The following is a 25,529-nucleotide window of genomic DNA, read 5'->3' as shown; positions in this document are numbered from 1 at the left end:
TGAAAAAATTAGGAGATGAATGATTAAGTAGAGTAATTATACATAGCCGATTGGTTCACCAAGAGCCAATCGGTTTTTTCATACCCATTTTTATACATAGTCAATTCCGTAAAAAGGATTGGCTATTAAATTTTTCGAGGAAGGAGGAAACCATATGACCAAGTGTAAAGTAATCGCCCTTGCAAATCAGAAGGGAGGGACAGCCAAGACCACAACGACATTAAATCTGGGAATTGGTCTTGCACATCAGGGGCGAAAAGTATTATTGGTCGATGCTGATCCACAGGGAGACTTAACAACCGCATTGGGGTGGACTAATGCAGATAATCTTCCGATTACGTTGGATACACAGATGAAGAAAATATTACAAGATGAACCATTTGTGTATAACGAAGGCATTTTACACCATAAAGAAGGAGTTGACATTATTCCAACTAACATTGAATTATCGGGCATGGAAATCTCCCTGGTAAATGCAATGAGCAGAGAGCAGACACTAAAGCTGTATCTGGCAGATTTGAAAAAAGATTATGATTATATCCTGATTGATTGTATGCCTAGCTTGGGGATGTTGACTATCAATGCATTAGCTGCCGCAGACAGTGTAATTGTTCCAGTTCAGGCTCATTATCTTCCATTAAAGGGCATGACACAGTTAATGAAAACAATCGGTAAGGTACAGAGACAGCTAAATCCTAATCTGAAGATTGAGGGAGTATTGCTGACACTTGCAGATATGAGAACAAAACTTGCAAGGACAACAGAGACTAGCCTTAGAGAGAATTATGGAAAGCATATTAGGATTTTCAAAACTGTTATTCCAGTGGCTATCACAGCAGCAGAAAGCAGTGCAGCAGGACAGAGCATTTATGAGTATGACAAGAATGGAACTGTTGCAAAGGCGTATGCAGAATTTACGAGGGAGGTGATTCAATGTGGCGAAAAGCAGAGAAATAAACATGAATATTCCTTCAGTAGATGACCTTTTTACGACGCAGGAAGAAAGAGACCAGAAGAATCAGGAATATGTAAAAGATATTTCGATTTATGAAATTACAGATTTCCCGAATCATCCGTTTAAGGTAAAAATGGATGATAAGATGTTGGAAACTATCGAAAGCGTGCGTGACCATGGCGTATTAGTCCCAGCACTTGTCAGGGAAAGGCCAACAGGCGGGTATGAAATGATTTCTGGACACCGCAGAAAAATGGCAAGTGAACTGGCTGGAAAAGAGACAATGCCATGCATTGTAAGAAATCTTAGTGATGACCAAGCAGTCATTGTCATGGTTGACAGCAATCTTCAGCGAGAAGAAATCTTACCATCCGAAAAGGCATTTGCTTATAAAATGAAGCTAGATGCTATGAAGAGACAGGGACAGAGGAGAGATTTGACTTCTGTGCCACTGGCACAGAAGTTTAAAGGTAAAACCTCAAGAGAAATATTAGGTGAACAAGTTGGAGAAAGCCAAGACCAAATCCGTCGCTATATCCGCCTTACGGAACTTATCCCGGAAATCCTTGAAATGGTCGATGACAAAAAGATTTCTATGCGTCCGGCGGTGGAGCTGTCCTATTTGACGAAGGAGGAACAGGAGATATTGTACGACACCATGGAGTCGGAGGCTTGTACCCCAAGTCATGCACAGGCAATTAAAATCCGTAAATTTTCAGCAGAAGGAAGGTTAAATGAAGATGTTTTACTGTCGATTATGGCAGAGGAAAAGCCGAACCAGGTAGAGCAATGGAAAATTCCAAAGAATCGACTGAAAAAATATTTTCCATCGGGAACTTCACAGCAGAAAATGGAAGAAACCATTATCAAAGCACTGGAATTATACCGGAAACGGGAAAAAAGCAGGGAACGATAGGCATTTTGACACCAAGGGAGAAGTCTATCCGTTGGCGGTCAATGAGAAATCAGTCTTTTTGTGTTTCCCCTCCCCACACCCTACCCCTTTTGTTTACCAGCAGATTACCAGCCGAAAAGACAATAAGGAGCCGGGAACCTCTTCTCTTTCGGCAGGTCAGAGATTCCCATACCCTGCATGACAGCAGGGAGCAAACAGCATAAAGCAACGGCAGGCGTTCCAGACGGACGTCTTTTTTGATTGAAAAGAAAGGAATTGTAGAAAATGAAGAAGATATGGAAACGAGTGTGTACAGGGATTCTTGCCCTGACCACGATTTTAACTGCATTACCGACTACATCGGTTCACGCAGCAGAAACACAGTATTGGACAGAGTCCTCAGAGAGAGTCGGATATATTGAACATGTGATGAATGATGGAACCATTCATTCGACATTCAATGAAGGTCACATGAAAGTAGAGGGCGAAACAGCCTATTGTGTAGATATTAACACCGGATTTAAAAATGGATATAAAACCAGACACGATGCAAGTGCCAGCATGAGTGCTGCACAGATCGAAGATGTGGCATTGTCACTGGAATATGTAAAGCAGTATAGGGGCAGTCACAGTAACCTGAATGTGAATCAGGGATATCTGCTGGAACAGTGTGTAGTATGGCAGAGACTCAGTGAACAGTTGGGCTGGAAGTGTGATAATGTCCGAGCTGCATATTCTGAGATTTCACAGGATATTCAGAATGAAGTGTATGCAGGAGCGAGAGCATTTGTACAGGCAAACAAAGGTCGTTATAAATGTGGCGGATATATCTATACTGGAGAGGGACAGGATCTCGGACAGTTTTGGGCAGAACTGAATGTCGGAAATGCGAAGGTAAAAAAGATTACAGCAAATGAAAGTATCACAAAAGCAAATGCAATGTATTCCATTGCAGGAGCAACTTTTGGCATATTCTCAGACCAGAATTGCAGTAATCAGATTGGAACACTTACAACAAATGAGAATGGTGAGACAAATGAAGTTGAAGTGACTGCAGGGACTGTTTATATCAAAGAGATTTCTGCACCGAAAGGATATAAGCTGGATACGACAGTACGCAGTCTGAAAGTTGAAGCCGGAAAGACAGCCGTATTAAATGTTTCCGATGTTCCGAAAGTAACAGAGACATTGGTAGATCTGTTCAAGATTGATATGGAGACAGGAAAAGCAACCGCACAGGGTGATGCAGCACTGTCAGGAGCAGAGTTTACCTGGCATTATTATGACGGATTTTATACAAAAGATAACTTACCAGAGAAAGCAACACGTACCTGGGTTACAAAAACGGTGGCAGAAAAGAGCAGTGACGGAAGTATTCATTATGTGACAAAACTGTCAGATGCTTACAAAGTATCGGGAGATGCATTTTACACTCAGAATGAAAAAAGCGTATTACCACTTGGAACACTGACTGTTGAGGAGATAAAAGCACCAGACGGATATTTACTGGACGGAGCTTATATGCAGGCAGGAGACAGTACAGAACAGATAAAAGGAATGTATCTGACACAGATCACAGAGGACGGAGAACTTGCAGTTCTTTCCGGAAGCAACCAGTATTCCGTATCTGACCAGGTAATCCGAGGTGGTGTGAAGATTCAGAAACGTGATTTAGAGACAAAAGATATCAAAGCACAGGGAAGTGCCACATTAAAAGATGCGGCGTTTGCAATTATTTCACTGAACGAGAATCCGATTCTGGTAGAAGGAAAGCTGTACAAAAGGAATGAGACAGTTAAGATGATTCAGACAGGGATTGATGGTATTGCAACAACATCAACAGATTTACTTCCATATGGTAAATACAAACTGGAGGAAACAAAAGCACCGGAAGGTTATTTGACAGACGGTGCAAAAGCGATTGAATTTTCCATTACAGAAAATGGAAAAATCGTAGATTTAACAGACGAAAGCCATTCCATTTACAACCAGATTAAACGTGGAGATCTGGAAGGAGTCAAGATTGGAGCTAGCACACATAAGAGATTGGTAAATGTTCCTTTTAAGATTACAAGCAAAACAACCGGAGAGAGCCATATCGTAGTGACAGATAAAAATGGTCAGTTTTCAACCGCTTCCGATTGGGCATCCCATAAGAAAAATACAAATGCCGGGAAATCCAGTGAGGACGGAATCTGGTTCGGAACTTCTGAGCCGGACGACAGCAAAGGTGCATTACTTTATGACACTTATGAGATTGAGGAGTTATCTTGTGAATCCAACAAAGGAATGAAGCTGATTCCGGCATTTGAAGTTGTTGTCAGCAGAAATAAAGTGAAAATCGACCTTGGAACACTGACCGATGAGTATGAAAAAGAAGTTAGTATTCATACAACCGCAACAGACAAGAAAACGGGCGAAAAGGTAATTGTTGCAGGAAAGAAAGTAACGATTGTGGATACAGTTACTCTGGACGGTCTGGAAGAAGGTAGAAAGTACCAGTTAAAAGGCTGGCAGATGCTGAAAAAGGAAAATGCTGAACTGCTCATTGATGGAAAACGTGTGGAGAGTGATTATACTTTTGTTGCTGATAGCGAGAAAATGAAAGTAGAGATTTCATATACGTTCGATGCATCAGAACTTGGAGGACAGAATCTGGTTACGTTTGAAGAATTATATGACCTAAAGAATCCGGAAGAACCTGTAAAAGTTGCAGAGCATAAGGACATTGACGATGAAGGTCAGACAGTCCTGATTACAGAGCGAAAGATTTCGATTCATACCGCAGCAACTGATAAGAACGGTAAGAAAGAGATTGAAGCCGGAAAAGATTTGACGATTGTGGATACGGTTACTTTAGAAGGACTGGAAATTGGTACAAATTATAAGTTGTCCGGTTGGCAGATGGTTAAGGCAGAAAATGCAAAGCTGCTCATTGATGGCAAAGAAGTTACCAATGATTATGAATTTACAGCGGATAAGGAAAACATGGAAGTGCAGATTGAGTTTACTTTCGACGGCAGCACTCTTGGAGGAAAGCAGCTTGTAACCTTTGAAGAACTGTATGATATGACAAATCCGGAAGAACCGAAAAAGGTAACAGAGCATAAGGACATCAACGATGAAGGTCAGACTGTAACCATCAAAAAAGTACCGGGAACACCAACCCCAGAGACACCGGGTACTACTACAAAGACCAGTAACCCTCCGAAAACAGGAGATACAGCAAATGCAGTTTTATGGATAGCCATTCTGGTATTATCAGCAGCCGGAATCACAGGAGTTCGTATCTGGAATAAAAAGAAACAGGTTAAGAGATTAGGAATTGAAGAAAAGAAAGAAGAGGAGGAGTAAAACAAAGGGCGGCGATAAACTGCCCTTTGATGATGAAATGGGAAAAAATCAGAAAGCAGTAAAAGTATTACAGCGTTTATTTGATGCTGGGTATGGAACGGAAAAAGAGATTGTCAATATGACGATGGATGAGATGTTTGCTTTGCCGGGAGTGAATGTAGCAGATTTGTGTATTATCAGTGAGTTACAGAAAAGAATTAAGACAAACAAAGTGATAAGCTATTTGTCAGGAAAAACAGAAGCAAGGGAAGAAACGAAAGGAGCAGATTATGGTGGAACAACCTAAATATTTGGAAATGACATTGTCACAATTGAAATCATATGTGGAATCTTCAGATAGTAATGTCCTTCTGGTTGTAGAATTTCCAAAAGGAGATCAGAACAATGGAGAATGAATTGGAAGTTGTGAATATCCGTCTGGTAAGAGAACCATCTCTTTATAGTGAGCAGATATTGGATAGTCCACAGGCTGTTGTAGAATTGATGGCGAAGGAGTTATCCCAATATGACAGAGAAGTATTTTGTATCCTGAATATGAAAAATAATGGACAGGTAATCAATATGAATCTGGTCAGTGTTGGAACAATCAATGCATCTTTGGTAATTCCCAGAGAAGTTTTTAAGAGCAGTATTCTGGCAAATGCTTCTGCAATCATTGGACTTCATAATCATCCCAGTGGCAATGTGAAACCGTCAAAAGAGGATATGGTTGTTACGAGAAAGCTGCAGAAGTGCGGACAGCTACTGGGGATAGAATTGCTGGATCATATCATTGTCGGTGGAACTAATGGAAAGATGCTCAGCTTCCGAGAAGAAAAGATGTTGAATGTGACAGGAAGGATGGATTGGGAGAGATAGAAGAAAAAAGAATTAGAAGTTTTTATTTATTGTAATATTTCATGTAGCGGCATTAGTAAAATAGTGTCGCTACAAAAAGCTGACTTATACATTGATATTATATGCATAACTCAAAATAAAATTGTTAAAAATAGAAAAAGAAACAATATATAACGAAAAAATCTCTAAATAAGAAATTTACATTGACTGAGAGAAGAGTAAAACATATAATAAAGGTGGAGGTGTATAAGAATGTTAGTAAAAGTAAGTGTTGAAAATTTTAAATCTTTTGATAAAGCAGCAGAGCTGACAATGATTTCCTCAAATAAAATACGAACAAATGCAAATCACAGGTTAAAGATAAAAAGTACCCAGTTATTAAAATATGCAGTAGTTTATGGAGCAAATGCATCTGGAAAGACCAATTTGGCATTGTTTTTTAAATTTTTTAAAGATAGTGTCTGCAATGGTATTCCGATAGAAGCTACACAGATGTTTTGTAAGAATCGGCAGGAGAATAAGGAACGAGAAAGTAGTTTTGAAATTCAGATTACTGTAGGTGACAAATTTTATGCCTATGGTTTTTCTGCAGTTTTAAGCAGACGAAAAGTAACCGGAGAATGGTTATATGAATTATATCAGAATGGTTCAGCAAAATGTCTCTTTGAACGAGAAGGAAGTAAACGTCCGGTGTTAAATGATGGTATTACGCTGACAAACACAGAAAAAAATAAATTTGAAACCTATGCAGATGATTTTGAAGGAAATGAAACATCTTTGTTCCTGACAGAAATGAATCGTGGAAAAAAATATAGCACACGATCTAAATTATTGTTCTTCCGGGATGTATATGATTGGATTCAGAATCATATTTCGATTATCACACCGGATACGCCATTGATTGATTTGGAATATTATTATGATGATAATTCGCTGAAGCTGATTAACAAATTGATCAAAACATTTGATACGGGTATCAGCCAGGTAAAAATTGAAGAAATTACATTGGATGAGTTATCAAATGCATTGCCGAAATCAGTATTTGATAAGATGATGCAGCATGTAAAAAATAGAATGGAAGAGCAGGAAGAACCATCATTCAGAATGACGATGAGGTCGAAGGAAACTTTCTTTAATATCGAAGTTGAAGGACATTCTGAACCGAAGGTCACAACAATCCGATTGCATCATAATAAGTCATTTTATGAGTTCGGTTTTGATGAAGAGTCTGATGGAACAAGAAGATTATTCGATTTGATGGATATGCTGTTGAATAAACGAGAAGATGTTCTTTATGTTGTGGATGAATTGGAGAGAAGCTTACATCCGAAATTGACAGAACGATTTTTGCAATTGTTTATGCAGCTACATGATGAGCAGCGTATGCAGCTATTGTTCACTACACATGAATCATCCATTATGGATCAGGCTATTTTTAGAAGGGATGAAATCTGGTTTGTAGAACGTAACGCAGAAAATGCAAGCTCTATTTATTCCTTAGATCGTTTCAAGGAGAGGTATGATAAAGTGTTGAGCAAGGCATATCTGGAAGGAAGATATGGTGCGATACCGGTATTTTCAACATTCGACTTTAGAGAGGAGGAGTAGCCTTGGCTCCAGTAAGAAGTTATACGAATTGGAATAGTAGAACTACAGATGAAGAAGAACAGATTGAGCCTTATCGTAAGTACTTTTTCATATGTGAGGGTGCAAATACTGAAACATGGTATTTCAAAAAGTTAATTGATATCCGAAAAGAGTTAAATATTCATCCATTGATCGATATCCGGTTACTTGAAAAAACAGAGGGAGACAGGGACATTTCATTTCCAAGACGTTTGATTGAGTTTGCAGAAAATCAGAAAGAAAATCCAGAAATAGCGTTTGATAAAGAACGGGATAAGATGATTGTTGTATTTGATGGAGACATTTTTGAAGAGAAGGTACTTGATTATGATGAATTGGTAGCTGAAGGTGAAAAGAAGAATATATTAGCGGTTAGCAATCCGGCATTTGAACTGTTCCTGTTGTTGCATTATAAAAATTCATACGAAGATGATATTGAGCCAAATGCTGAACAGATTATCAAGAATGAAAAAGATGGACATCAGACATTTATCTATAAGTTGTTACTTGCTAGAACAGGAATCAATCCGAAGAAAAATGCTGCGATTGGAGAACTCGCGAAAAATATAGAGATTGCTATTGAACAGGAAAAGAAAATCAATGAGGATATTCATCAGTGTAAAGGACAGATTACATGTAATATAGGCCGGATTATTGATGAGATTCGGAAGGATGATGGAAAATAAGTTGTTAGATGAAAAATAGGGGTGGAAAGATACAGTATGAAAGCAGATAATATAAAAAATATAATCAGTGACATAGATCATCTACCGTATAGAGCAATTTTATTTGATGGAACATGGGGAATTGGAAAATCTTATGCGGTAAATGAGGCATTAGAAGCAAATCCCAATGTTTGTAAAATATCAATGTTTGGTTTGAAAGACACTAGGCAAATATATCATGAAGCTTTATTTCAATTGGCTTTAAAGAATAATATTGGTGGGAAAATAGGTGAAATAGCTAATAATATTTTAGATGGCGCATCAAAAATCTGGGATAAAGTTGGTCAGGCAAAGGAAGCAGTACAAAGTATAGTCAATGAAAGAGAAATGTTTCTATTATTGTCAAAAGAGTTTACTTCTGTTCATATTATTGTAATAGATGACTTGGAAAGAATGAGTGATGACATAAATTTGGAAGATATATTTGGAATTATAGAAGAACTCAAGCAATGTAATTATGTAAAAGTTATTGTGATTGCGAATACAGATGAAATACAATCGGACAAAAAAGTTGTATTTGAAAAGTATAATGAAAAGGTCATTGAAAGAATATATCATATTACAGAACGTGCAGAGAAAGTGACATGGAGTAAAATGAATATCCATGCAGACTTTGTTGAAAAATTCTTGGAAATCCATAAAGTCAAAAATTTACGGACGCTCGAAAAGGCGCAACGTTTTTTTGAAGATGTAAAATTGTTTTGTAATAGTGACATGAGTGAGCAATTTAAAGAAGAATTAAGGTTAATATGCTTTGCTGTTGTTGTGGAGAGTATAGAAAATTTGTACTATAAAGAAATTGATTCTGATAATACTGATTCTGTAGAAAAAATGACAAATACGATTGGAAATATGCTTCAACATAGAATTGGCAGATATCTTTATGGAATAAAGTGTAGTACAAATTTGGTAGAAATGATACTGAAATATTATGAGGAAGGGGTACTAAATGAAGAACAATTGGAGGCTGAATACAAGTTATTTCTTAATTCAGGAGATAAGCCTAACTATTATAAGTCAGATGAGGAAATAAGGAGTGTATTACCTATTTTAAGAGAGAAAATGCTTGAAGCAAAGAGTTTGGCAGAATTAAATGAATTTGCAGATGCGTATGTTGTTTGGAGTGATGTTTTAGAGGAAAATAATGAAAGTGTTTTATCAGAATATAGAAATATTTTAGAAGAAATGCTGGAAAAAACTGTCTTAGATGGGAAAGAGGAAATGCTATCGTATTCATATGATTTGTTTCACATGTCATCGGAAAAGACAAAAAGAATATATCAAGAAGAAAATAAAGAAACGATGAAATTTTTAATAGAGACATATGTGGGATATTTGAAAAAAACAACTCATGGGAAAAAGGCTTATGAGTATTCATATAAACTTAGAAATAATTTTGATAGTAGTTATTATCATGATATTATCATATCAGAGATAAACAATTTGTATAATAAAATTTCTTTTCCAGTAGACAATGTGGATGAGGATAGATATCATACGTGTTATAATATTATGTATGTTTTGTATCATTCAGATGCTGAAAAATTCTTGCAGTATTGTGAAAAAATAAAAGAAGATTGTGATAATATGTCAAGGCATAGAATAGATGTTTTGATTGAGGAGATAGTAAAAAAGTAAAAGTAAATTTACATAGCCAGATGGTTCCGACCCAAGGAATCACCTGGCTATTTTCATGCCCGGATATTATCCCCAATAATACCAATCCAAGGCAGGAAAGGAGATGAAAATTATGCCATATATACCACCATCAGTTGTGCAAGAGGTCAAGCGGATGGACTTGCTCACATACCTGAAAAATTATGAACCATATGAATTGGTTCACTTTTCTGGCAACACCTACACTACCAGAACACACGATAGTTTGAAAATATCAAATGGAAAATGGATGTGGTGGAGTCAGAGAACCGGTGGCAGATCAGCACTGGATTATCTGATCAAAGTAAGAGGATACAGTTTTTTAGAGGCGGTTGAATTGCTTGCAGAACGGGCAAATATTCAGCCGCCTCTTTCTGTATATGAGAATGTTCCGATGGAGAAACAGTTACTGTTGCCAAAGAAAAATCAAGATGATCAGAAAGTGATTGCGTATCTTTTAGGACGTGGGATTGATAAGGAAATCATTCAGTTTTGTTTGGAGTCCGGAAGAGTTTATGAAAGTGCATTTCATCATAACGTAGTGTTTGTAGGGATGGATGAGAAAGATAATCCGAAATATGCAGCTCTTAGAGGAATCGGAACCAGCTTTATAGGAGAAGCAAATGGAAGCGATAAGAATTATTCTTTTTCCATTTTTGCAGAGAAATCCAATGATACGGTGCATCTGTTTGAGTCAGCCATTGATTTATTATCCTATGCGACGTTGCAGAAATTAGACGGGAAAGAGTGGAGGAGAGAACATTTATTGTCATTGGCAGGTGTCTATCAACCAGCAAAAGAAATTGAAAAAAGTAAAGTCCCTACAGCGTTGGCCAGGACATTAAAAATGCATCCAGAGGTGAAGACAATCGTTCTGCATTTGGACAATGACCGTATTGGAAGACTTGCCACAAAAGCAATTTCTACAGTCCTTCCGAAGCAATATCAGGTAAAAGATATACCGCCAAAACAAGGAAAAGATTACAACGATCTGCTCTGCATCAAGTTAAATCTGGCAATTACAAAGCGAGAAAAAAACACGAAAAAGAGTATGTCTGGTCATGAAAAATATGAGAGATAGAAGGTGAAAAAAGATATGAAAATTGCAAGATATGAGCTGAAGGTTGTGTATAAGAAAGAACTGATTTTGATGATGGAAGACGATGTAGACAGCGAAGATCTGTTGAAGATTTTTCTGGAAACACAGTTGAAAGAGGAAAAAGAACAGAGTGAATTACTTGGAATTATTGCTGAAAAAGTGTCAGAAGAAAGCTGTACGGAGCAGTGTGAAAGTTGTCAAAAGTATTGTCCGGCAAGTGAAGAATGTATGGCAACTGATGAAAATGTACGATGCACAAAGTGTGAATACTTGTGTGAAACTTGCGGGATTTGTGAACTGAAAGAATAAAAAAAGCAAGTGCTTTTTCGGCAAGTAAATCTTCTGATACCCGGAACAGTGAGACGGGTGCAGAAGAATACACAATACCAGCAAGCAACGCCTTTGGATTGCCATACAGGTTTCCTGTCTGGCAGTCTGCGGCAGCTTGTCAGGGAGAATCCCTGAAACCCTCAGAAAATGAAAAAGGAGAAAGTAACAATGTTGAAGTTTATTTGTGGAGTATTAATAGGTGGCATTATAGGAGTAGTGTTGATGTGCCTGTTGCAGATTAACAAGATTCAGTAGACAAAAAGAAAGGAGATACAAGATGCAGGTTGAAGTATCAATGAAAGACAAGAAGAAAGCAGAAAGACGGTATCAGGAATATTTAAAGAAAATGAACAAGAAGAAGGGAGAACAGAAGAAATGATTGCAAGAGAAATGATAGCAGAAAAAGTGTTTGCGGAAAGTGTAGCAAAGGACATCAGGAATTTTCTTCCAGAAAAATATGAGAATGCAGAATTTCGGGTAATGCAGATGAATAAAAATAATGGAGTCCAGATGATAGGAGTACAGGTAAGACTACAGGAAGAAAATGTGTGTCCAGTTGTTTATGTAGAGCCGTTTTTCAATGAAATACGTCTAGGTGAACCTGTTGAGAAAGTGATGAATGAAATTGCAAAATGCATGGAAGAAGCAGGCAATGCTCCGTTTGTGCACAACGGTATCAACCCAATGGATTATGATTCAGTGAAGGAACATCTGGCAGTGATGCTTGTAAACACCCAGGCAAACAAACGAATGTTACAGGAAATGCCTCATGAAAATATCGAAGATCTGTCGGCTATCTGTTATGTGGATTTTCCGGTAGAGTCTAACGATGGAAAAGCGACTATGAAGGTGAAAAATGAACATCTTAAGATGTGGAATGTGGATGCAAAAGAAATGTTCCATCAGGCCAGAGCAAATACCCAGCCTGTAAATACACCGATTCTTCAGTCAATGGACGAAATGATGTTGAGTATTTTTAATGAAGAAGGACATGCAACAAATTTATTAGATGAAAATGTTGATTTTGGATTTCGTTCACATGATATGTTGTATGCACTTACGAATGTAGAAAAGCAATATGGGGCATCTATGATCACGCAGCCAGAAGTTTTAAATAAATTGGAACAGCTTTTTCCAGAAGGATTTTATGTGTTACCGTCATCTGTGCATGAAGTTCTGATCGTTCCGGATAATGGAGAGATGGATGTGATATTTTGTGAGCGTAAGGAGTGGATAGGAATTGAAGAAAGGAGTTCAGCATGAGAAGAAAAAAAGATAGAAGCAATGGCATTACTGCTTTGTATGAAAGACTGTCTCGTGATGACGATAATGCTGGAGAGAGTAACAGTATCATTCATCAAAAGCAAATGCTTGAAGATTATGCTATAAAACATGGTTTTACGAATCTTGTTCATTTTACCGATGATGGTTGGAGTGGAGCGACCTTTGACAGACCTTCATGGAACAGACTTGTTGAAGGTGTTAAAAACGGAGAAATCACTGCCTGTATCTGCAAAGATATGTCCAGAATCGGCAGAGACCATTTGCAAGTAGGTTTTTTCACTGACATTCTGTTTAGAGAAAAGGAAGTTCGATTTATAGCAATCAATAATGGTATTGACAGTGACCGTCAAGAAACCAGTGAGTTTGCCCCTTTTCTGAATATCATGAATGAGTGGTTTGTCAGGGACACAAGTAAGAAAATTAAAGCTGTACTGAAATCCAGAGGTTCTTCCGGCAACGCTCATACAAGTAATATCCCACCATACGGCTATTTGAAAGATCCCGAAAACCCCGACCATTGGATTATTGATGAAGAAGCTGCCGAAGTAGTCCGCAGAATTTATCGCATGACTATTGAGGGAAAAGGACCTTATCAGATAGCAAGAGAACTTTCAGAAGAAAAAATAGAAAGACCATCTTATTATCTTGGCAAAAAGGGACTTGGAAATCATGCAAGCAACTATGACAAAGAAAATCCGTATATGTGGCGAGGAAATCAGGTTACTACTCTGATTGCCCGACCAGAGTATATCGGAAAGACTGTCAACTTCAGGACATTCAAAAATTCCTATAAGGACAAAAAGACGAAAAGGGCAGACAAGGAAGATTGGGTGGTTTTTGATGATACACAAGAGCCTATTGTCGATGAAGAAACATGGCTGCTTGCTCAAAAGTTAAGACAGAATGTAAGAAAAGCAGATCCTATGGGCGAGCCTAATGTTCTGACCGGAAAGATTTACTGTGCTGACTGTGGTGCGCCGATGTATAATCACAGGCAACGAAAAGGGCGTGAAAGAATATACTATACTACCAAAGGCGAAAAGCGGATAAGCCATTCAAATCCGGCAGATTGTTATGAATGTTCCACTTATAATCTTGCTTATCAGAAGTATGACCGGCATTGTACTTGCCACCATATTTCAACAAAAGCACTTAAAAGCATCATTCTGAAAACCATACAAGAGACTTGCCATTATGTTTCTTTGAATGAGCAGGAGTTTGTCTATTCTCTGCAAGAAGAATCGGCGATGAAAGATATTGCTGTTTCTGAAACTGTAAAAAACCGCATTGAAAGAAATCAGAAGCGAGTTCACGAACTGGATATGCTTATCAGGAAAATCTATGAAGATAATGTAATTGGAAGATTGCCGGACAGGCTTTTTCAGAGTATGCTTACTGATTATGAAAATGAGCAGAACGAGCTAAACAAGATTATTGAGACTGACACCGCTGATATGCAACGAATTATAGGCGGTCAAAATAATGTGGAGCGTTTTATAAAGCTGGTCAAAAAGTATGAGAACATTACAGAGCTTACTCCTGCCATGATAAATGAATTTATCGACAAAATTCTGGTTCACGAGCCACAAGGAAAAGGTGCAGACCGCACCACAGAGGTGGAGATATATCTTAACTATGTCGGGCAATTTCAAGTACCTGTGGAGCAGCATGAACCAACAGAGGAAGAAAGGATTGCTGCTGAAAAAGAGGCGGAACGGCTTCGCAGAAAACGAGAATCCAATCGTAAGTATATGAAAAAGATTCGTGAGAAATCAAAAGAATTTGCGGAGCATGAGCGTATAGCAGAAGAAAAAAGTTCTGATAGCAATGTGCGTGTTGAACAGAACGCCACAAGTAAATCAAATCAGCAAAAAATGAAAGGAGAAAAAATAGCATGACAGAATTGAAACCACGAATCCATGATGAAAGCAACGGTCTGGACTATGTTCTTGTGGGCGATTACTATGTGCCGGACTTGAAGCTGCCGGAGGAACACCGCCCTATCGGTATGTGGGGCAGACTGCACAGGACATATTTGGAGCAGTACCGCCCTACAAGGTTCTCTGCCCTCTGTTTATCCGGCGAACTGCATACTTACCTTGCTGACCTGAACGAACAGGCAACGGAAAGGTGCAGCCTTATCATTGAGCAGATGAAACAAGCCGAGGGTGTGACCGAAACCATGAAAGCAGACAATCAGATGTTGTGGGTACAGTCCATGAACTCTATCCGTAACCGAGCCGAAGAAATCATCAGACAGGAAATGATTTACTGCTGATTTTATCAAGTCCAAAACCAACAAATTTATATCGTAAACGAAGCGACAGGTATTTCCTTATGAAGTGTCTGTCGCTTTTCATTTATCAAACTTTAAGGAGGAAAACACAATGAAGATGAACCGGAATGAAATGGAAGCCCTTTATGCCTTTGGCTGTCCGAACCTGAAAGCAACTGTCGAGCGTTTGCGTATGGTAGCTGCCCTTGCACCCGATCCAGTGGCGAAGAAGCTGTTTTATATGCTTTCCGTTAAGCTGAGTGCTGAGGGTGTTGAAAGGTGGTATCGCTGCTTTTACTGCAAGCTGCGTGTGTTGAAAAACCATAGGGAGGGCTGCTATGGCGAGACTGACGAAGATTGAGAAAGAAACAATCGTTCTCTTTAATGAGGGCGAGGACAAGGCAAATATCTACACCCACAACGCCGGATTGAAAAAGAGGTTGGCTGCTTTTGCTAAGAAGTACCCTGACCTTTGCAGACTGGAAAAATCCAATGTTCAAGGCGGTGTTTCTTATGAGCTGGCAAAGTCCCGTCTGTCTATCCGCTTCCTGCCGCCTTACAGTGAGGAACGCAGACAGAAAGCCAGTGAATATGCGAAAAAACATGGGCTGAACAGTCAGCAGGGATAATGTGATAATCAGGGCTGATATGCGGTTAAAATGTCAGGTGAAGACCTGATGTTTTGACCGTTGCCTATCGCCTGTGAGGAAAGTATCGGGGACTATGAAATTTGCAGAAATGTGCGTTACGGGTAGCAAGATAAAAAGCTGTGAAAATTTAATGCCACTTCGGAATTATTAACACTTATTTGTAGATTTAAGGTATGGAGATATGTTAGAATAGCAATAAATAATGACGAAAGGGTAATTTTTATATGATGAAACTTAGTGAAAAAACCAAAAATTTCATACTATATGGTGTTGAAAATAAAATAGAGAGGAAAGAGATTTATAAATTTGATGGAGCAATACTTTTTCTCTGTTTTTTAGCAATGTTTATAGCAGATTCAACTCCGTCGCCCTCTTTTTACAGAATTTTTTTAATACTATTCTATGTTGTTTTCGTAATTGCTACATTTTCAAAATCAGATGTGACTGGCGAAAAAACTTTTTGGATTCATGGCATTCAAGGTTTAGGAATGGGCATTTTGTTCGGTTGGTTTGGGACTATTCTCATGTTTTCAACATTAGAAAAGGAAGATTATAGTTCTTATATGGCTATTTTATTGATTGTATATATAATGAGTGCGATAGCATATACATGTTTAGTTATGTTTCTCATAAAAAAGGATATATATAATTCAGATTCTAATAAAAAAGTTATGGGAGGTTGGAGTTTCGTTTGTTTTGGAATGCTCGGAATATCCGTCGCTAAAATAATGAGTTCTAAAATACCATATATATCCATGATTAGGATAGCAGGTTTGGGATTTTATGTTCTTTCGTTACTATGTTTAATGAGTATAATTTTTTTCGTGAAGTACTTTTTGATAAAAAAATATAAGCTAAAACCGAATGAATAAATAATCTTTATATTCCACATAAATGATAATCAGCTGCATAGTTGGTCGTTTTTGTTTATCCATTTACAGACTATTTGTAATCTGCCACAACTGAATATGACCGTTAAGGTCAGATGAAGAAACCGATGTATTGAGCGTAAAGCGATCATGCGTCGGTTTTTCTTATTTCATGAGCTGACAGAATTCCGACTGTATATCACCCGTGAGGAAAGTATCGGGGACTATGGATTTTGCGGAAATGTGCGTTACAAGGCTTGAACAGGAACTCTGTACACAAAATTTTTTCTTCCATTCTTTAAGTTGATGAAGTATAATGAGATATGAAAAATTGAGGTTTTTAATACTCGATTTCAAACAATCATTTTTATATAGCTGGAACTATGGAGGGCAAAAATGAATAATTTTTTACGAATGTGTTTGAATATAATTACACAAATAGGTCCCTATTTAGTTGTACTTCTTCTTTTGAAATATCTTGTAAATCTTCAACAAAAGAGAGCTAAAGAACGAGAGGAAGAACAGAAAAAGGGAATAATTAGGACGCATTATATAATAAAAACCGAAAAAGTACTTACTATGTTTTTTGTATTGGCGGTGTTTCTTTTTGGGGGAGCTACGGTAGCCAGTGCTATTCAACAAGATGATTTATTGCCACCAATTGGTTTTAGTATTTTCTTTATTGTTTCTTTAATCGGCTCATTGAACATGATTATGTGGAAACTGGAAGTGAACGGAGATGAAATCACATGGCGTTCAACTTTTGGAAGAAAGAGAACTTTTCGCTTTGAAGATATTACATATTGCGAGATGAAGGGAAATTCTATTCGTGTATATGTCAATGGCAAAAAATTATTCACTATTGACAGCGGTGTTGATGATAGTGAATTTATGGAGGATATAGAGAGAAGAAGAATCCCTGTAAAATCTTACTGAGCAAATCAGCATAAGAAAAATCGTAAATGACATAGATTTTATAACAGTACGATGTTAGACAACTGAATATGACCGTCAAGGTCAGATGAAGAAACCGATGTATTGAGCGTAAAGCGATCATGCGTCGGTTTTTCTTATTTCATGAGCTGACAGAATTCCGACTGTATATCACCCGTGAGGAAAGTATCGGGGACTATGGATTTTGCAGAAATGTGCGTTACAGGTAAGTAAAAAAACTACTTGATAGAGTGTAAATTGAATTGTTCATATCGGTATGATATAATTTACTGAAATGAAGCAAGAAGGTGGACTTTTGTATGAAAAAATTTTTGAAAATATTGCTAATCGTTATAGGAATAGTTTTTTTGATTTTTGCAGCGCTGATATGTATTGGACTGTTTGTTGATTATGATGACCATATTGAAAATGGTCGTTATACTTATGTTCCGGAAGAAGAAAACAAAGGAAATGAGTATATCGAGTTTAAGTTGACAGATAATGGAAAAGACGATTCTAAACTTACATATTATAACTCTATCGAAGAAGCTATTTTGAATTCCCCCTTAAAAGCAGAACATGAAGATTTATCAGCTCCAGAAGATTTTCTTAATCATGTTGATGAAATATTGCATATATGGAATGGCAAACAGTATGATACGATTTTCTATCGAGCAGGAAGTGATAACGATCCCGTTCAAGGTTTTGTGATTGCACGCTGCAAAAAACAGATAGAAAATGAAAGTACACAATATGCGTTTGTAAATGCCACACCATCTGCCACTACACCAGATACCACTTATGGGGGAGACTTCAAAAAATTTATCCATTTATCTTTAACAATAAGTGATATTCAACAAGACTTAAATCCAAATTATCCAGATACCAGATTCGTTTTTGGCTATGCACATGATAAAGAAATTTACTCATTAGAAGTAGAGGGTCAAAAGCCAGATGGAATTATAGAATATGAAGAATATGGTAGAACGATGTATATGTGGTATTATAACGATTTGGAAAGCAATAAAAGAGGCGATTGTCTGAGCTACTCAGTAGATGTGCCAGAATAATTTTTCAAATTGGCTAATCTGCCACAACTGAATATGACCGTTAAGGTCAGATGAAGAAACCGATGTATTGAGCGTAAAGCGATCATGCGTCGGTTTTTCTTTTTTGCAAAATAGTCCGGTGGACTGTTTTGTAAAACCGAAGGAACTGACAGAGCTTGAGACGGGGCGAAGTCAGTTTGTTCGAGCGGGAGTACAGAGGGTGCAACCCTTTGTGCATGGGTACAGGGAATGCAATATCCCTGTGCAGGTCAAGGGCGGCAGCCTTGCCCAGTTAAGTGGCGTTTCGCCACTTAGTACTGGGTATTACTTGACGCAGAAAGCCGCAAGGAATCAGCTTCGCTGCCCTTCTCCCCTGTCGGGGAAATCAAAAAGAAAAGGAGGAACTCATGTGAAATTAACAAGGCACAATGGACGAGCCGGAAAGAATGGCGTTTATAATCCGAAGCACAATGACCGCAGTTTTGACATTGCCAACAGCGAACACATTGACGAAGAACGAGCCAAACAAAATCTCTATTGGGACTGTTACAATGGCTTCCGCAATTTCAAAAATCCCGAAAAGGAAAATGAGCTGTCTGCCACTTTTGAAGATGTGGAACAGCTTTTTTATCGTCAGCGGTATCGTGATTTTGTGACCAGGCAGAACGAAAGAAATGTGAAGAACCGACACCCTGAAAGAAATAAGGAAACCGGAGATTTACTCAAAAGCAAAAAGACCTGTCCAGAGGAAACGGTCTATCAGATTGGAACGCTTGATAATCATGTTCCGCCGGAATTGCTCATTGAGATCGTCACAGAATTTATGGAAATCGTAAATGAGCGTTTCGGTTCTCATGTCCATATCCTGAATTGGGCTCTGCACTTGGATGAATGTACCCCTCATATTCACGAGCGTCATGTGTTCGACTGTGAAAATCAATATGGGGAGATTGCCCCACAACAGGAAAAGGCTTTGGAAGCACTGGGGTTTGAACTGCCGGAACCGGAGAAGCCTGTCGGAAGAAAAAATAACCGCAAGATGACTTTCGATTCAGCTTGCCGAGTGCTGCTGTTTGATGTGGCGAAAAAGCATGGCTTACAACTGGAAGAAGAACCGGAATATGGTGGTCGTGCTTATCTGGAAAAACAGGATTATATCCTTTTCAAGCAAAAGGAGCAACTGTCAGCACAGGAGCAAAAGCTGGAAGAACTCACGATGAAGATTGAAGATGTGGAAGCTCTGGTGGACGAGGTTGCCGATATTGCCTATGACAAGGCGGTTGAGGTCGTTGCTGATACTGTGAAACTGGAAACGCACAAGGAGGATATTAAGCTGGTGGAGCAGTCTAAGGCGTGGGTTCTCTCCCCTGAGCGTAAGGCTTCAAAGAAAGAAGTTGAGTATGCAGTGAAACGATTGGATGGCGTGATTGCCAGAATCACAAACGCTATGAAATCAACCATTCAGAAAATCCAAACCACGCTGATGAAGCCGGAGGTCAAAAAAGCCGGAACGGAGCAAATCAAGAAGAAAGCCAAAAGTTCCATTATAGAGCAGTTGAGCCGCAAAAAGAAAGAAATTGCAGAGCGTGAAGTCAGCCGAACAATTCCGGCGAAAAACCAAAAACAAGATATGGAACTTTAAGGCACTTGCTGTTTTCAATTTGAAATCGTGTATTACTCTATTGACAAAATGTAATGAATTGATTACAATACAAATGTAATCAGTTCGTTACATTTAGGAAAGGAGAGATTACTTTGATATGGAACAGGATTAAGGTGTTGAGGGCTGAAAGAGATTGGACGCAAGCCGACTTAGCAGATAGGGTTGGTATTTCACGACAAGCAGTCATATCAATAGAAAAATATAAATATACGCCCTCTTTGGAATTAGCTTTCAAGATAGCAGAAACATTTGGTGTATCTATTGATGAAGTTTTTAAGTATGGAGAGGAGAAGTAAAATGAACGAACAAACAATTATTTTGATTTTTCTTGTTATGGCATTAGTTATAACTCTTTGGCTATATATTCTAAAAGCTATAAAACAGGTAAACTATAAAGGTGATGAGCGTTGGAAACTAATACAATTAAAGGCGAATAATGCCGCAAATCTTGCACATTCGATTTTGATAGTTTTAATTGCCGTTCTACCACTTTTTATAAGTATGCAAACAACAATTACACTCCAACGAGTTTCAATTTTTGCGTTGCTCTATATTGGAATACGCAATTTAATTGAACTGGTTGCAACGATTTATTTGGACAAACAATTATAAAAGTGTATTGAATAGTTACCGAAATTACTTAAGTGGAAATGGAACGCTAAAGCACTTGCTGCTTTCACTTTGAAAATGACAGGTGCTTTTGCTTTGGGAAACAAGAAAAAATCTTCCATTCTTTAGGTTGATGGGGTATAATGTAAGTAGCAAATTAGAGGTTGTAGGGGTGATCAGAATGAAGAAACTATATTGTATGAACTGTGGTGTTCAAATAAAAGGAGGAATACCTAACGAATGTTCTTGTGGTGCTAAATTTGATTTAGCAGACACAAAAAACATAAAAAAAATAATTACAAGCATTATATTCTTTGTAGTATTAATGTCTCCACTGCTTATTCTTATTCATTTTGGCAGACAATACTTACAAGCGTCAATTATTTTATATGCGTTACTCCTGATTATAGGTATTTTTGGTATCGTATCGTACAAACTATTTTAGTTCGTCTTGGGTTAGTAACCATGACGAATATTGAAATTAAATAACAACAATAACCTCTACTGAGCAGGAAATCTGAAAAGGTCTCCTGCTTTTTTGTACCTAAAATTAAATATGGAACTTTAAGGCACTTGCTGTTTTCGTTTTGAAAATGACAGGTGCTTTTTTCGTTTCAGGAAAGGAGTCACATGAATGTATTTGAAGTTGTAAAAGAAAATGTTACTGCCCGACAAGCCGCAGAAGCCTATGGCTTGAAAGTGGGTCGCACAGGTATGGCGTGCTGTCCGTTTCACTCGGATAAGTCCCCCAGTATGAAGCTGGATGAACGCTATTACTGTTTTGGCTGCGGAGCAACCGGAGACGCTGTTGATCTCACGGCGAAGCTATTCGGCATCGGGCTGAGGGAAGCTGCTGTCAAACTTGCTGAAGATTTTGGTCTTAACTATGACAGCCGACAAAAGCCGAGTATTCGCCCTCATATTCGTGAGCCGACACCGGAACAGAAGTATCAAAAAGAAGAAAATCATTGCTACAAGGTGCTGACGGATTATTTTCATCTTCTTAGAGAATGGGAAAAGAAATACGCTCCTAAACAGCCGGATGAAGAATGGAATCCCCTGTTTGCAGAAGCACTGTATAAGAAGAACTATATCGAATATCTGCTTGATATTCTTCTGTATGGTTCATTGGAGGAACGAAAAGCACTTGTGGCAGAACAGAGAAAGGAGGTGTTGAAACTTGAACAGCGAATTGCAGAACTGTCAGCAGACAGAACCATGCACAGTAGAAGAAATCCGAAACAGCTTAGAGCAGAGCGAGAAAGGTAAGGTTTATAATACTGCCGCAAATTATAAGCGTGTTCTGCAATATGACCCACTTTTGAAAGGAGCTATCCGAAAAAATCTTCTGACCGAAAGAATCGACATTGTGAAGCCCCTCGGTTGGTATCGTGACAGCCCGACATTGACGGATGTGGATGTGAAATATCTGCTCCTATATTTTGAAGAAAACTATGGATTGACCGTAGAGAAGAAAATCATAGACGCAGTTGCGGTTATTGCCAATGAAAACCGTTACCACCCTGTCTGTGATTTTCTCAATGCCCTGCAATGGGACGGAACGGAACGCATACGCTTCTGTCTGCACCGCTTTCTTGGTTCTGATACAGATGATTACACCTATGAAGCATTGAAGTTGTTTCTGTTGGGTGCTATCTCACGAGCCTTTAAGCCGGGGTGTAAATTTGAGGTAATGCTCTGTCTTGTAGGCGGTCAGGGAGCCGGAAAGTCTTCTTTCTTCCGTTTGCTTGCGGTCAATGATGACTGGTTCTCTGATGACTTGAAAAAGCTGGATGATGAAAATGTGTACCGCAAAATGCAGGGGCATTGGATTATTGAAATGTCGGAAATGATTGCAACTGCCAACGCTAAGAGCATTGAAGAAATCAAGTCCTTTCTGAGCCGACAAAAGGAAACCTATAAGATACCGTATGAAACACATCCGGCAGACAGAAAGCGACAATGTGTATTTGGGGGTTCTTCCAATACCCTTGACTTTCTTCCCCTTGACCGAACAGGCAACCGCCGCTTCGTTCCGGTTATGGTCTATCCTGAAAGGGCTGAGGTTCATATTTTGGCAGATGAACAGGCTTCCAGAGAGTATATCAATCAGATGTGGGCAGAGGCTATGGAGATTTACAGAAGCGGCAATTTCCGTCTGAGATTCAGTCCGGCTATGAACGCTTACCTGAAAGCTCACCAAAAGGACTTTATGCCGGAGGACACAAAGGCAGGACAGATTTTAGATTATCTGGAACGCTATTCCGGCAGCATGGTCTGTTCCAAACAGCTTTATAAGGAAGCACTGGGGCATGATTATGACGAACCGAAACAATGGGAACTGCGAGAGATCAACGACATTATGAATAACGCTGTCACAGGCTGGAGGGCGTTCAGCAATCCGAGGTATTTTCCAGAGCCTTACCGCAGACAAAAAGGCTGGGAGCGTATCAGGAATGACAACGAGCCTGACAACAGCATGGATGGTTTTCAAGAAATCCCGACAGAAGAAATGGAACAGTTAGGACTTCCGGAAGAATGGTTGAAGCAAAAATAAAAGCCCGTTGTCGCTTCGGTTGTCGAGCCGGTTGTCGGTCTGGTTGTCGGGCGAAAATCCCGAAAGCCTTGATATTGCGGCACTTTTCCCTCTCTGACAACCATGACAACCAATATTATAAAGAAAAAGGAAATAGTAAAAAGATAGTATCGCCCGATAAAGAAAAAAGGTTTTCTGATGTCCGTTGTCGGAACTTCGTTGTCAGACCTTTCCTTGTCGGGCTTTTTTCATTTAATTAGGAGGAATATCGTATGACAAATATTGTGAACAGTACACTACCCACCCAAAATAACCATTCGGAGAAAAACAAACCGGATGGAGTTTTTGTGATTAAGCAAGGCAAAACAAATTATAAAGTCAAAGTGTTTTTTGACCATAGTAGCGGTTTGACTGCTGAGGACAGGTTGAAACGCATTATTCAGGCAGAAGCAGAGAGAGAATCTGCGTAAGTAATATAAAAAATATCCACGCACCCCCTTGACAAAAGCTTTCAGAACCGAAAATGCTTGGTGAAATGGTACGGGAAGTAAATAAAAATGAAGTGGAACGGCAGGAAGTCCTTTCAGACAGAGTTTACAGCTACGATAAAGAAAAACACCAGATTCGCCAGGAACCAGATTCTATACAGAAAGTAAAGGAGCTGGAGCGTTGAGAAAACGTAATGTAGCAATCCTTTTTCGATTGAACAAAAAAGAAGCAGAGGTATTGGATAAGAAAGTAAAGAAAAGTGGACTGAACCGGGAAGCTTACCTGAGACAGTTGATTTCCGGTGTTGTTCCAAGAGACGCACCGCCACCAGATTATTATTCCATGATGCGGGAACTTCATAAGATTGGAAATAACTTAAATCAGATTGCACAGAAAGCACATGTGTTAAATGTGATAGATGCCGAGCAAGAAGCGGCGGAAAAAGCAAAGCGCAAGAAGAACCGGCAGCGTGAGAGCAATGCTGCGCATAGAGCCAAAACCAAGGCGGAACGCTGGGCGGCGAATGACGGGCATAAGTACCCGAAGCGTATCTGCGAACAGTGCGGTAAGGAGTTTTATCCGAACAGCACAAGGCAGAGGTTTTGCAACACCGACTGTACAAAAGCCCATCAGCAGGCAGAAAAAGAGAAGAAACGCTTTGCCGAAAAGGGAGAGCACACCTTCCGTCAAAAGGTCTGCAAGATATGCGGCAATCCCTTCTGGCCGTCCAACGGTCAGGAGGTGCTGTGCTCCGAGGAATGCAAAACCATCAATCGCAACCAAAGACAGCTTGCCTATTATCACCGTAAGCAATCCGGGCAGAAAGCCGGAGAAGCAATATAATTCAAGGAGGACGATACAATGGAAGAATTCATCACAGACGAAAGGACAGGCTTGCGCTATGAGCTTGTCGGGGACTACTATCTGATCGCCGGAGAGGACGAGCCGGAGGGCAGACCCATCGGCATTTGGGGACAGCGACACCTGCGATACATTCGCAAGCACAAGACCAGTCTGTATGCCGAGGTGCTGACCACCGGCAAGCTGAACGATTACCTTGCAGACCTCAATGAGCAGGCAGAAGCAATGCTTTCTCGGCTGGTAAAGCAGCTTTCCGAAAAGGAGGGCGTTATGGAAGCCCTCAAAGCGGAAAATCAAATGCTGTGGGTGCAGAGGATGAACAACATCCGCAGTGCTGCTATGGAAATCGTTGCAAACGATTTGATTTACTGTTAGGAGGACGGCTATGAATGTCAAGCTGGACGATTATGAGGTGCGAGTGCTGATAAACGGCTTGATACAGCAGCACAGGAGCTATGACGCAGAAACCAACGGTCAGATTGACTCACTCGCCCTTCGCCTGTGTGACATTGCTGAGGCAATGAAGCCGGGGCGAAAGAAGAAAATCCCCTTTGAGCCGGTAGAAATCAGAGTAATTTGTCAGTGCCTTATGGAGTGGCGAAATCGAGAGATACAGGTGAAAAGACACGGCGCAGTGGATGCTATAAATGAACTGCTGATACGGTTTACCCGCTAAAGAGAAAAGTCGCTGTCAACAGACGGCGGCTTTTCCTTTGCGGGTAGTATTCAAGAAGTCATAAAGTTCCGTGAGTAATGGAAGAAGCCAGCGTTTGCGGAAATGTCACAATTTACGGAGGTAAAGTTTCAAATACCGCTTGCCTTTTTGTACTTGCT

Annotated in this window: 30 protein-coding genes; all 30 read left to right on the top strand. The window is 39.2% G+C overall.

What is annotated here, in order from left to right:
• Positions 1 to 154 precede the first annotated feature (154 nt).
• The 30 genes from DWY31_RS05030 to DWY31_RS04885 all read left to right on the top strand — a co-directional run bounded on the left by DWY31_RS05030 (position 155) and on the right by DWY31_RS04885 (position 25,371).
• Positions 155 to 982 carry a ParA family protein gene (locus DWY31_RS05030; RefSeq protein ID WP_118519689.1) on the top strand — a complete coding sequence of 276 codons (828 nt, stop codon included), beginning with the start codon at positions 155 to 157 and terminating at the stop codon, positions 980 to 982.
• The gene (locus tag DWY31_RS05025; protein WP_330422610.1) at positions 960 to 1,871 is read left to right on the top strand and encodes a ParB/RepB/Spo0J family partition protein; all 912 of its coding nucleotides are present in this window, start codon (positions 960 to 962) and stop codon (positions 1,869 to 1,871) included. Before DWY31_RS05030 ends, DWY31_RS05025 begins: the two co-directional genes overlap by 23 nt.
• A gap of 264 nt (positions 1,872 to 2,135) precedes the next feature.
• The gene (locus tag DWY31_RS05020) at positions 2,136 to 5,204 is read left to right on the top strand and encodes a VaFE repeat-containing surface-anchored protein (RefSeq protein WP_118519687.1); all 3,069 of its coding nucleotides are present in this window, start codon (positions 2,136 to 2,138) and stop codon (positions 5,202 to 5,204) included.
• Entirely contained in the window at positions 5,176 to 5,490 is a 315-nt protein-coding gene (locus DWY31_RS05015) for a hypothetical protein (RefSeq protein WP_105309199.1), read from the top strand. The genes DWY31_RS05020 and DWY31_RS05015 overlap by 29 nt, the downstream gene beginning before the upstream one ends.
• Complete coding sequence (locus tag DWY31_RS14250; protein ID WP_278336545.1) at positions 5,474 to 5,599, top strand: hypothetical protein; 126 nt, start codon at positions 5,474 to 5,476, stop codon at positions 5,597 to 5,599. The genes DWY31_RS05015 and DWY31_RS14250 overlap by 17 nt, the downstream gene beginning before the upstream one ends.
• The gene (locus tag DWY31_RS05010; protein ID WP_118519686.1) at positions 5,589 to 6,062 is read left to right on the top strand and encodes a JAB domain-containing protein; all 474 of its coding nucleotides are present in this window, start codon (positions 5,589 to 5,591) and stop codon (positions 6,060 to 6,062) included. The genes DWY31_RS14250 and DWY31_RS05010 overlap by 11 nt, the downstream gene beginning before the upstream one ends.
• A gap of 231 nt (positions 6,063 to 6,293) precedes the next feature.
• A complete protein-coding gene (locus DWY31_RS05005) occupies positions 6,294 to 7,649 on the top strand; it encodes an AAA family ATPase (RefSeq protein ID WP_009268661.1) in 1,356 nt (451 codons plus the stop codon).
• Between the two features lie 2 nt (positions 7,650 to 7,651).
• The gene (locus DWY31_RS05000) at positions 7,652 to 8,353 is read left to right on the top strand and encodes an RloB family protein (RefSeq protein WP_118519685.1); all 702 of its coding nucleotides are present in this window, start codon (positions 7,652 to 7,654) and stop codon (positions 8,351 to 8,353) included.
• A 36-nt stretch (positions 8,354 to 8,389) separates the two neighbouring features.
• On the top strand, positions 8,390 to 10,030 hold the full coding sequence (locus DWY31_RS04995) for a P-loop NTPase fold protein (RefSeq protein WP_118519684.1): 1,641 nt from the start codon (positions 8,390 to 8,392) through the stop codon (positions 10,028 to 10,030).
• A 112-nt stretch (positions 10,031 to 10,142) separates the two neighbouring features.
• Positions 10,143 to 11,129, top strand: a complete 987-nt coding sequence (locus DWY31_RS04990) for a DUF3991 and TOPRIM domain-containing protein (protein WP_118519683.1) — start codon at positions 10,143 to 10,145, stop codon at positions 11,127 to 11,129.
• Positions 11,130 to 11,144: 15 nt separating this feature from the next.
• On the top strand, positions 11,145 to 11,456 hold the full coding sequence (locus tag DWY31_RS04985; protein WP_055171646.1) for a hypothetical protein: 312 nt from the start codon (positions 11,145 to 11,147) through the stop codon (positions 11,454 to 11,456).
• A gap of 168 nt (positions 11,457 to 11,624) precedes the next feature.
• The gene (locus tag DWY31_RS04980; protein ID WP_330422606.1) at positions 11,625 to 11,732 is read left to right on the top strand and encodes a DUF3789 domain-containing protein; all 108 of its coding nucleotides are present in this window, start codon (positions 11,625 to 11,627) and stop codon (positions 11,730 to 11,732) included.
• A 120-nt stretch (positions 11,733 to 11,852) separates the two neighbouring features.
• A complete protein-coding gene (locus DWY31_RS04975) occupies positions 11,853 to 12,740 on the top strand; it encodes a DUF5688 family protein (protein WP_243060420.1) in 888 nt (295 codons plus the stop codon).
• Positions 12,737 to 14,659: a recombinase family protein gene (locus DWY31_RS04970; RefSeq protein ID WP_117752022.1), complete on the top strand. Its 1,923-nt coding sequence runs from the start codon at positions 12,737 to 12,739 to the stop codon at positions 14,657 to 14,659. The genes DWY31_RS04975 and DWY31_RS04970 overlap by 4 nt, the downstream gene beginning before the upstream one ends.
• The gene (locus tag DWY31_RS04965) at positions 14,656 to 15,039 is read left to right on the top strand and encodes a TnpV protein (RefSeq protein WP_118519681.1); all 384 of its coding nucleotides are present in this window, start codon (positions 14,656 to 14,658) and stop codon (positions 15,037 to 15,039) included. Before DWY31_RS04970 ends, DWY31_RS04965 begins: the two co-directional genes overlap by 4 nt.
• A 109-nt stretch (positions 15,040 to 15,148) precedes the next feature.
• Positions 15,149 to 15,397 (top strand): hypothetical protein, encoded by a 249-nt coding sequence (locus tag DWY31_RS04960; protein ID WP_007488504.1) that lies wholly within the window; start codon positions 15,149 to 15,151, stop codon positions 15,395 to 15,397.
• Positions 15,375 to 15,665 (top strand): hypothetical protein, encoded by a 291-nt coding sequence (locus DWY31_RS04955; RefSeq protein ID WP_007488503.1) that lies wholly within the window; start codon positions 15,375 to 15,377, stop codon positions 15,663 to 15,665. The genes DWY31_RS04960 and DWY31_RS04955 overlap by 23 nt, the downstream gene beginning before the upstream one ends.
• 245 nt (positions 15,666 to 15,910) lie before the next feature.
• Positions 15,911 to 16,558 carry a hypothetical protein gene (locus DWY31_RS04950; protein ID WP_118519680.1) on the top strand — a complete coding sequence of 216 codons (648 nt, stop codon included), beginning with the start codon at positions 15,911 to 15,913 and terminating at the stop codon, positions 16,556 to 16,558.
• A gap of 393 nt (positions 16,559 to 16,951) precedes the next feature.
• On the top strand, positions 16,952 to 17,491 hold the full coding sequence (locus tag DWY31_RS04945) for a DUF6560 family protein (protein WP_034595250.1): 540 nt from the start codon (positions 16,952 to 16,954) through the stop codon (positions 17,489 to 17,491).
• Between the two features lie 317 nt (positions 17,492 to 17,808).
• Positions 17,809 to 18,558 carry a hypothetical protein gene (locus DWY31_RS04940; protein WP_005930799.1) on the top strand — a complete coding sequence of 250 codons (750 nt, stop codon included), beginning with the start codon at positions 17,809 to 17,811 and terminating at the stop codon, positions 18,556 to 18,558.
• Between the two features lie 241 nt (positions 18,559 to 18,799).
• A complete protein-coding gene (locus DWY31_RS04935) occupies positions 18,800 to 20,179 on the top strand; it encodes a serine/arginine repetitive matrix protein 2 (RefSeq protein ID WP_117750893.1) in 1,380 nt (459 codons plus the stop codon).
• Between the two features lie 113 nt (positions 20,180 to 20,292).
• Positions 20,293 to 20,496: a helix-turn-helix transcriptional regulator gene (locus tag DWY31_RS04930; RefSeq protein ID WP_117750748.1), complete on the top strand. Its 204-nt coding sequence runs from the start codon at positions 20,293 to 20,295 to the stop codon at positions 20,494 to 20,496.
• 1 nt (position 20,497) lies between these two features.
• A complete protein-coding gene (locus DWY31_RS04925; protein WP_117750749.1) occupies positions 20,498 to 20,812 on the top strand; it encodes a hypothetical protein in 315 nt (104 codons plus the stop codon).
• A gap of 627 nt (positions 20,813 to 21,439) precedes the next feature.
• Positions 21,440 to 22,078, top strand: a complete 639-nt coding sequence (locus DWY31_RS04915; RefSeq protein WP_118519679.1) for a CHC2 zinc finger domain-containing protein — start codon at positions 21,440 to 21,442, stop codon at positions 22,076 to 22,078.
• Positions 21,990 to 23,366: a virulence-associated E family protein gene (locus DWY31_RS04910; RefSeq protein WP_050755933.1), complete on the top strand. Its 1,377-nt coding sequence runs from the start codon at positions 21,990 to 21,992 to the stop codon at positions 23,364 to 23,366. Before DWY31_RS04915 ends, DWY31_RS04910 begins: the two co-directional genes overlap by 89 nt.
• Positions 23,367 to 23,617: 251 nt before the next feature.
• A complete protein-coding gene (locus DWY31_RS04900) occupies positions 23,618 to 23,815 on the top strand; it encodes a hypothetical protein (RefSeq protein ID WP_003864557.1) in 198 nt (65 codons plus the stop codon).
• Between the two features lie 65 nt (positions 23,816 to 23,880).
• Positions 23,881 to 24,018 (top strand): hypothetical protein, encoded by a 138-nt coding sequence (locus tag DWY31_RS13905; RefSeq protein WP_158575487.1) that lies wholly within the window; start codon positions 23,881 to 23,883, stop codon positions 24,016 to 24,018.
• A complete protein-coding gene (locus tag DWY31_RS14135; protein ID WP_243060418.1) occupies positions 24,015 to 24,677 on the top strand; it encodes a plasmid mobilization protein in 663 nt (220 codons plus the stop codon). Before DWY31_RS13905 ends, DWY31_RS14135 begins: the two co-directional genes overlap by 4 nt.
• An 18-nt stretch (positions 24,678 to 24,695) precedes the next feature.
• Positions 24,696 to 25,070, top strand: coding sequence for a TnpV protein (locus DWY31_RS04890; RefSeq protein ID WP_118519678.1), 375 nt, complete (start codon positions 24,696 to 24,698; stop codon positions 25,068 to 25,070).
• Between the two features lie 10 nt (positions 25,071 to 25,080).
• On the top strand, positions 25,081 to 25,371 hold the full coding sequence (locus tag DWY31_RS04885) for a hypothetical protein (protein WP_118519677.1): 291 nt from the start codon (positions 25,081 to 25,083) through the stop codon (positions 25,369 to 25,371).
• Positions 25,372 to 25,529: the final 158 nt, after the last annotated feature.

It is taken from the genome of Dorea sp. AF24-7LB (genome assembly GCF_003478575.1).
GTDB lineage: Bacteria > Bacillota > Clostridia > Lachnospirales > Lachnospiraceae > Dorea_D > Dorea_D hominis.
Note: the sequence above shows the minus strand (reverse complement) of the source record. Positions and strands in the feature narration are given on the sequence as shown.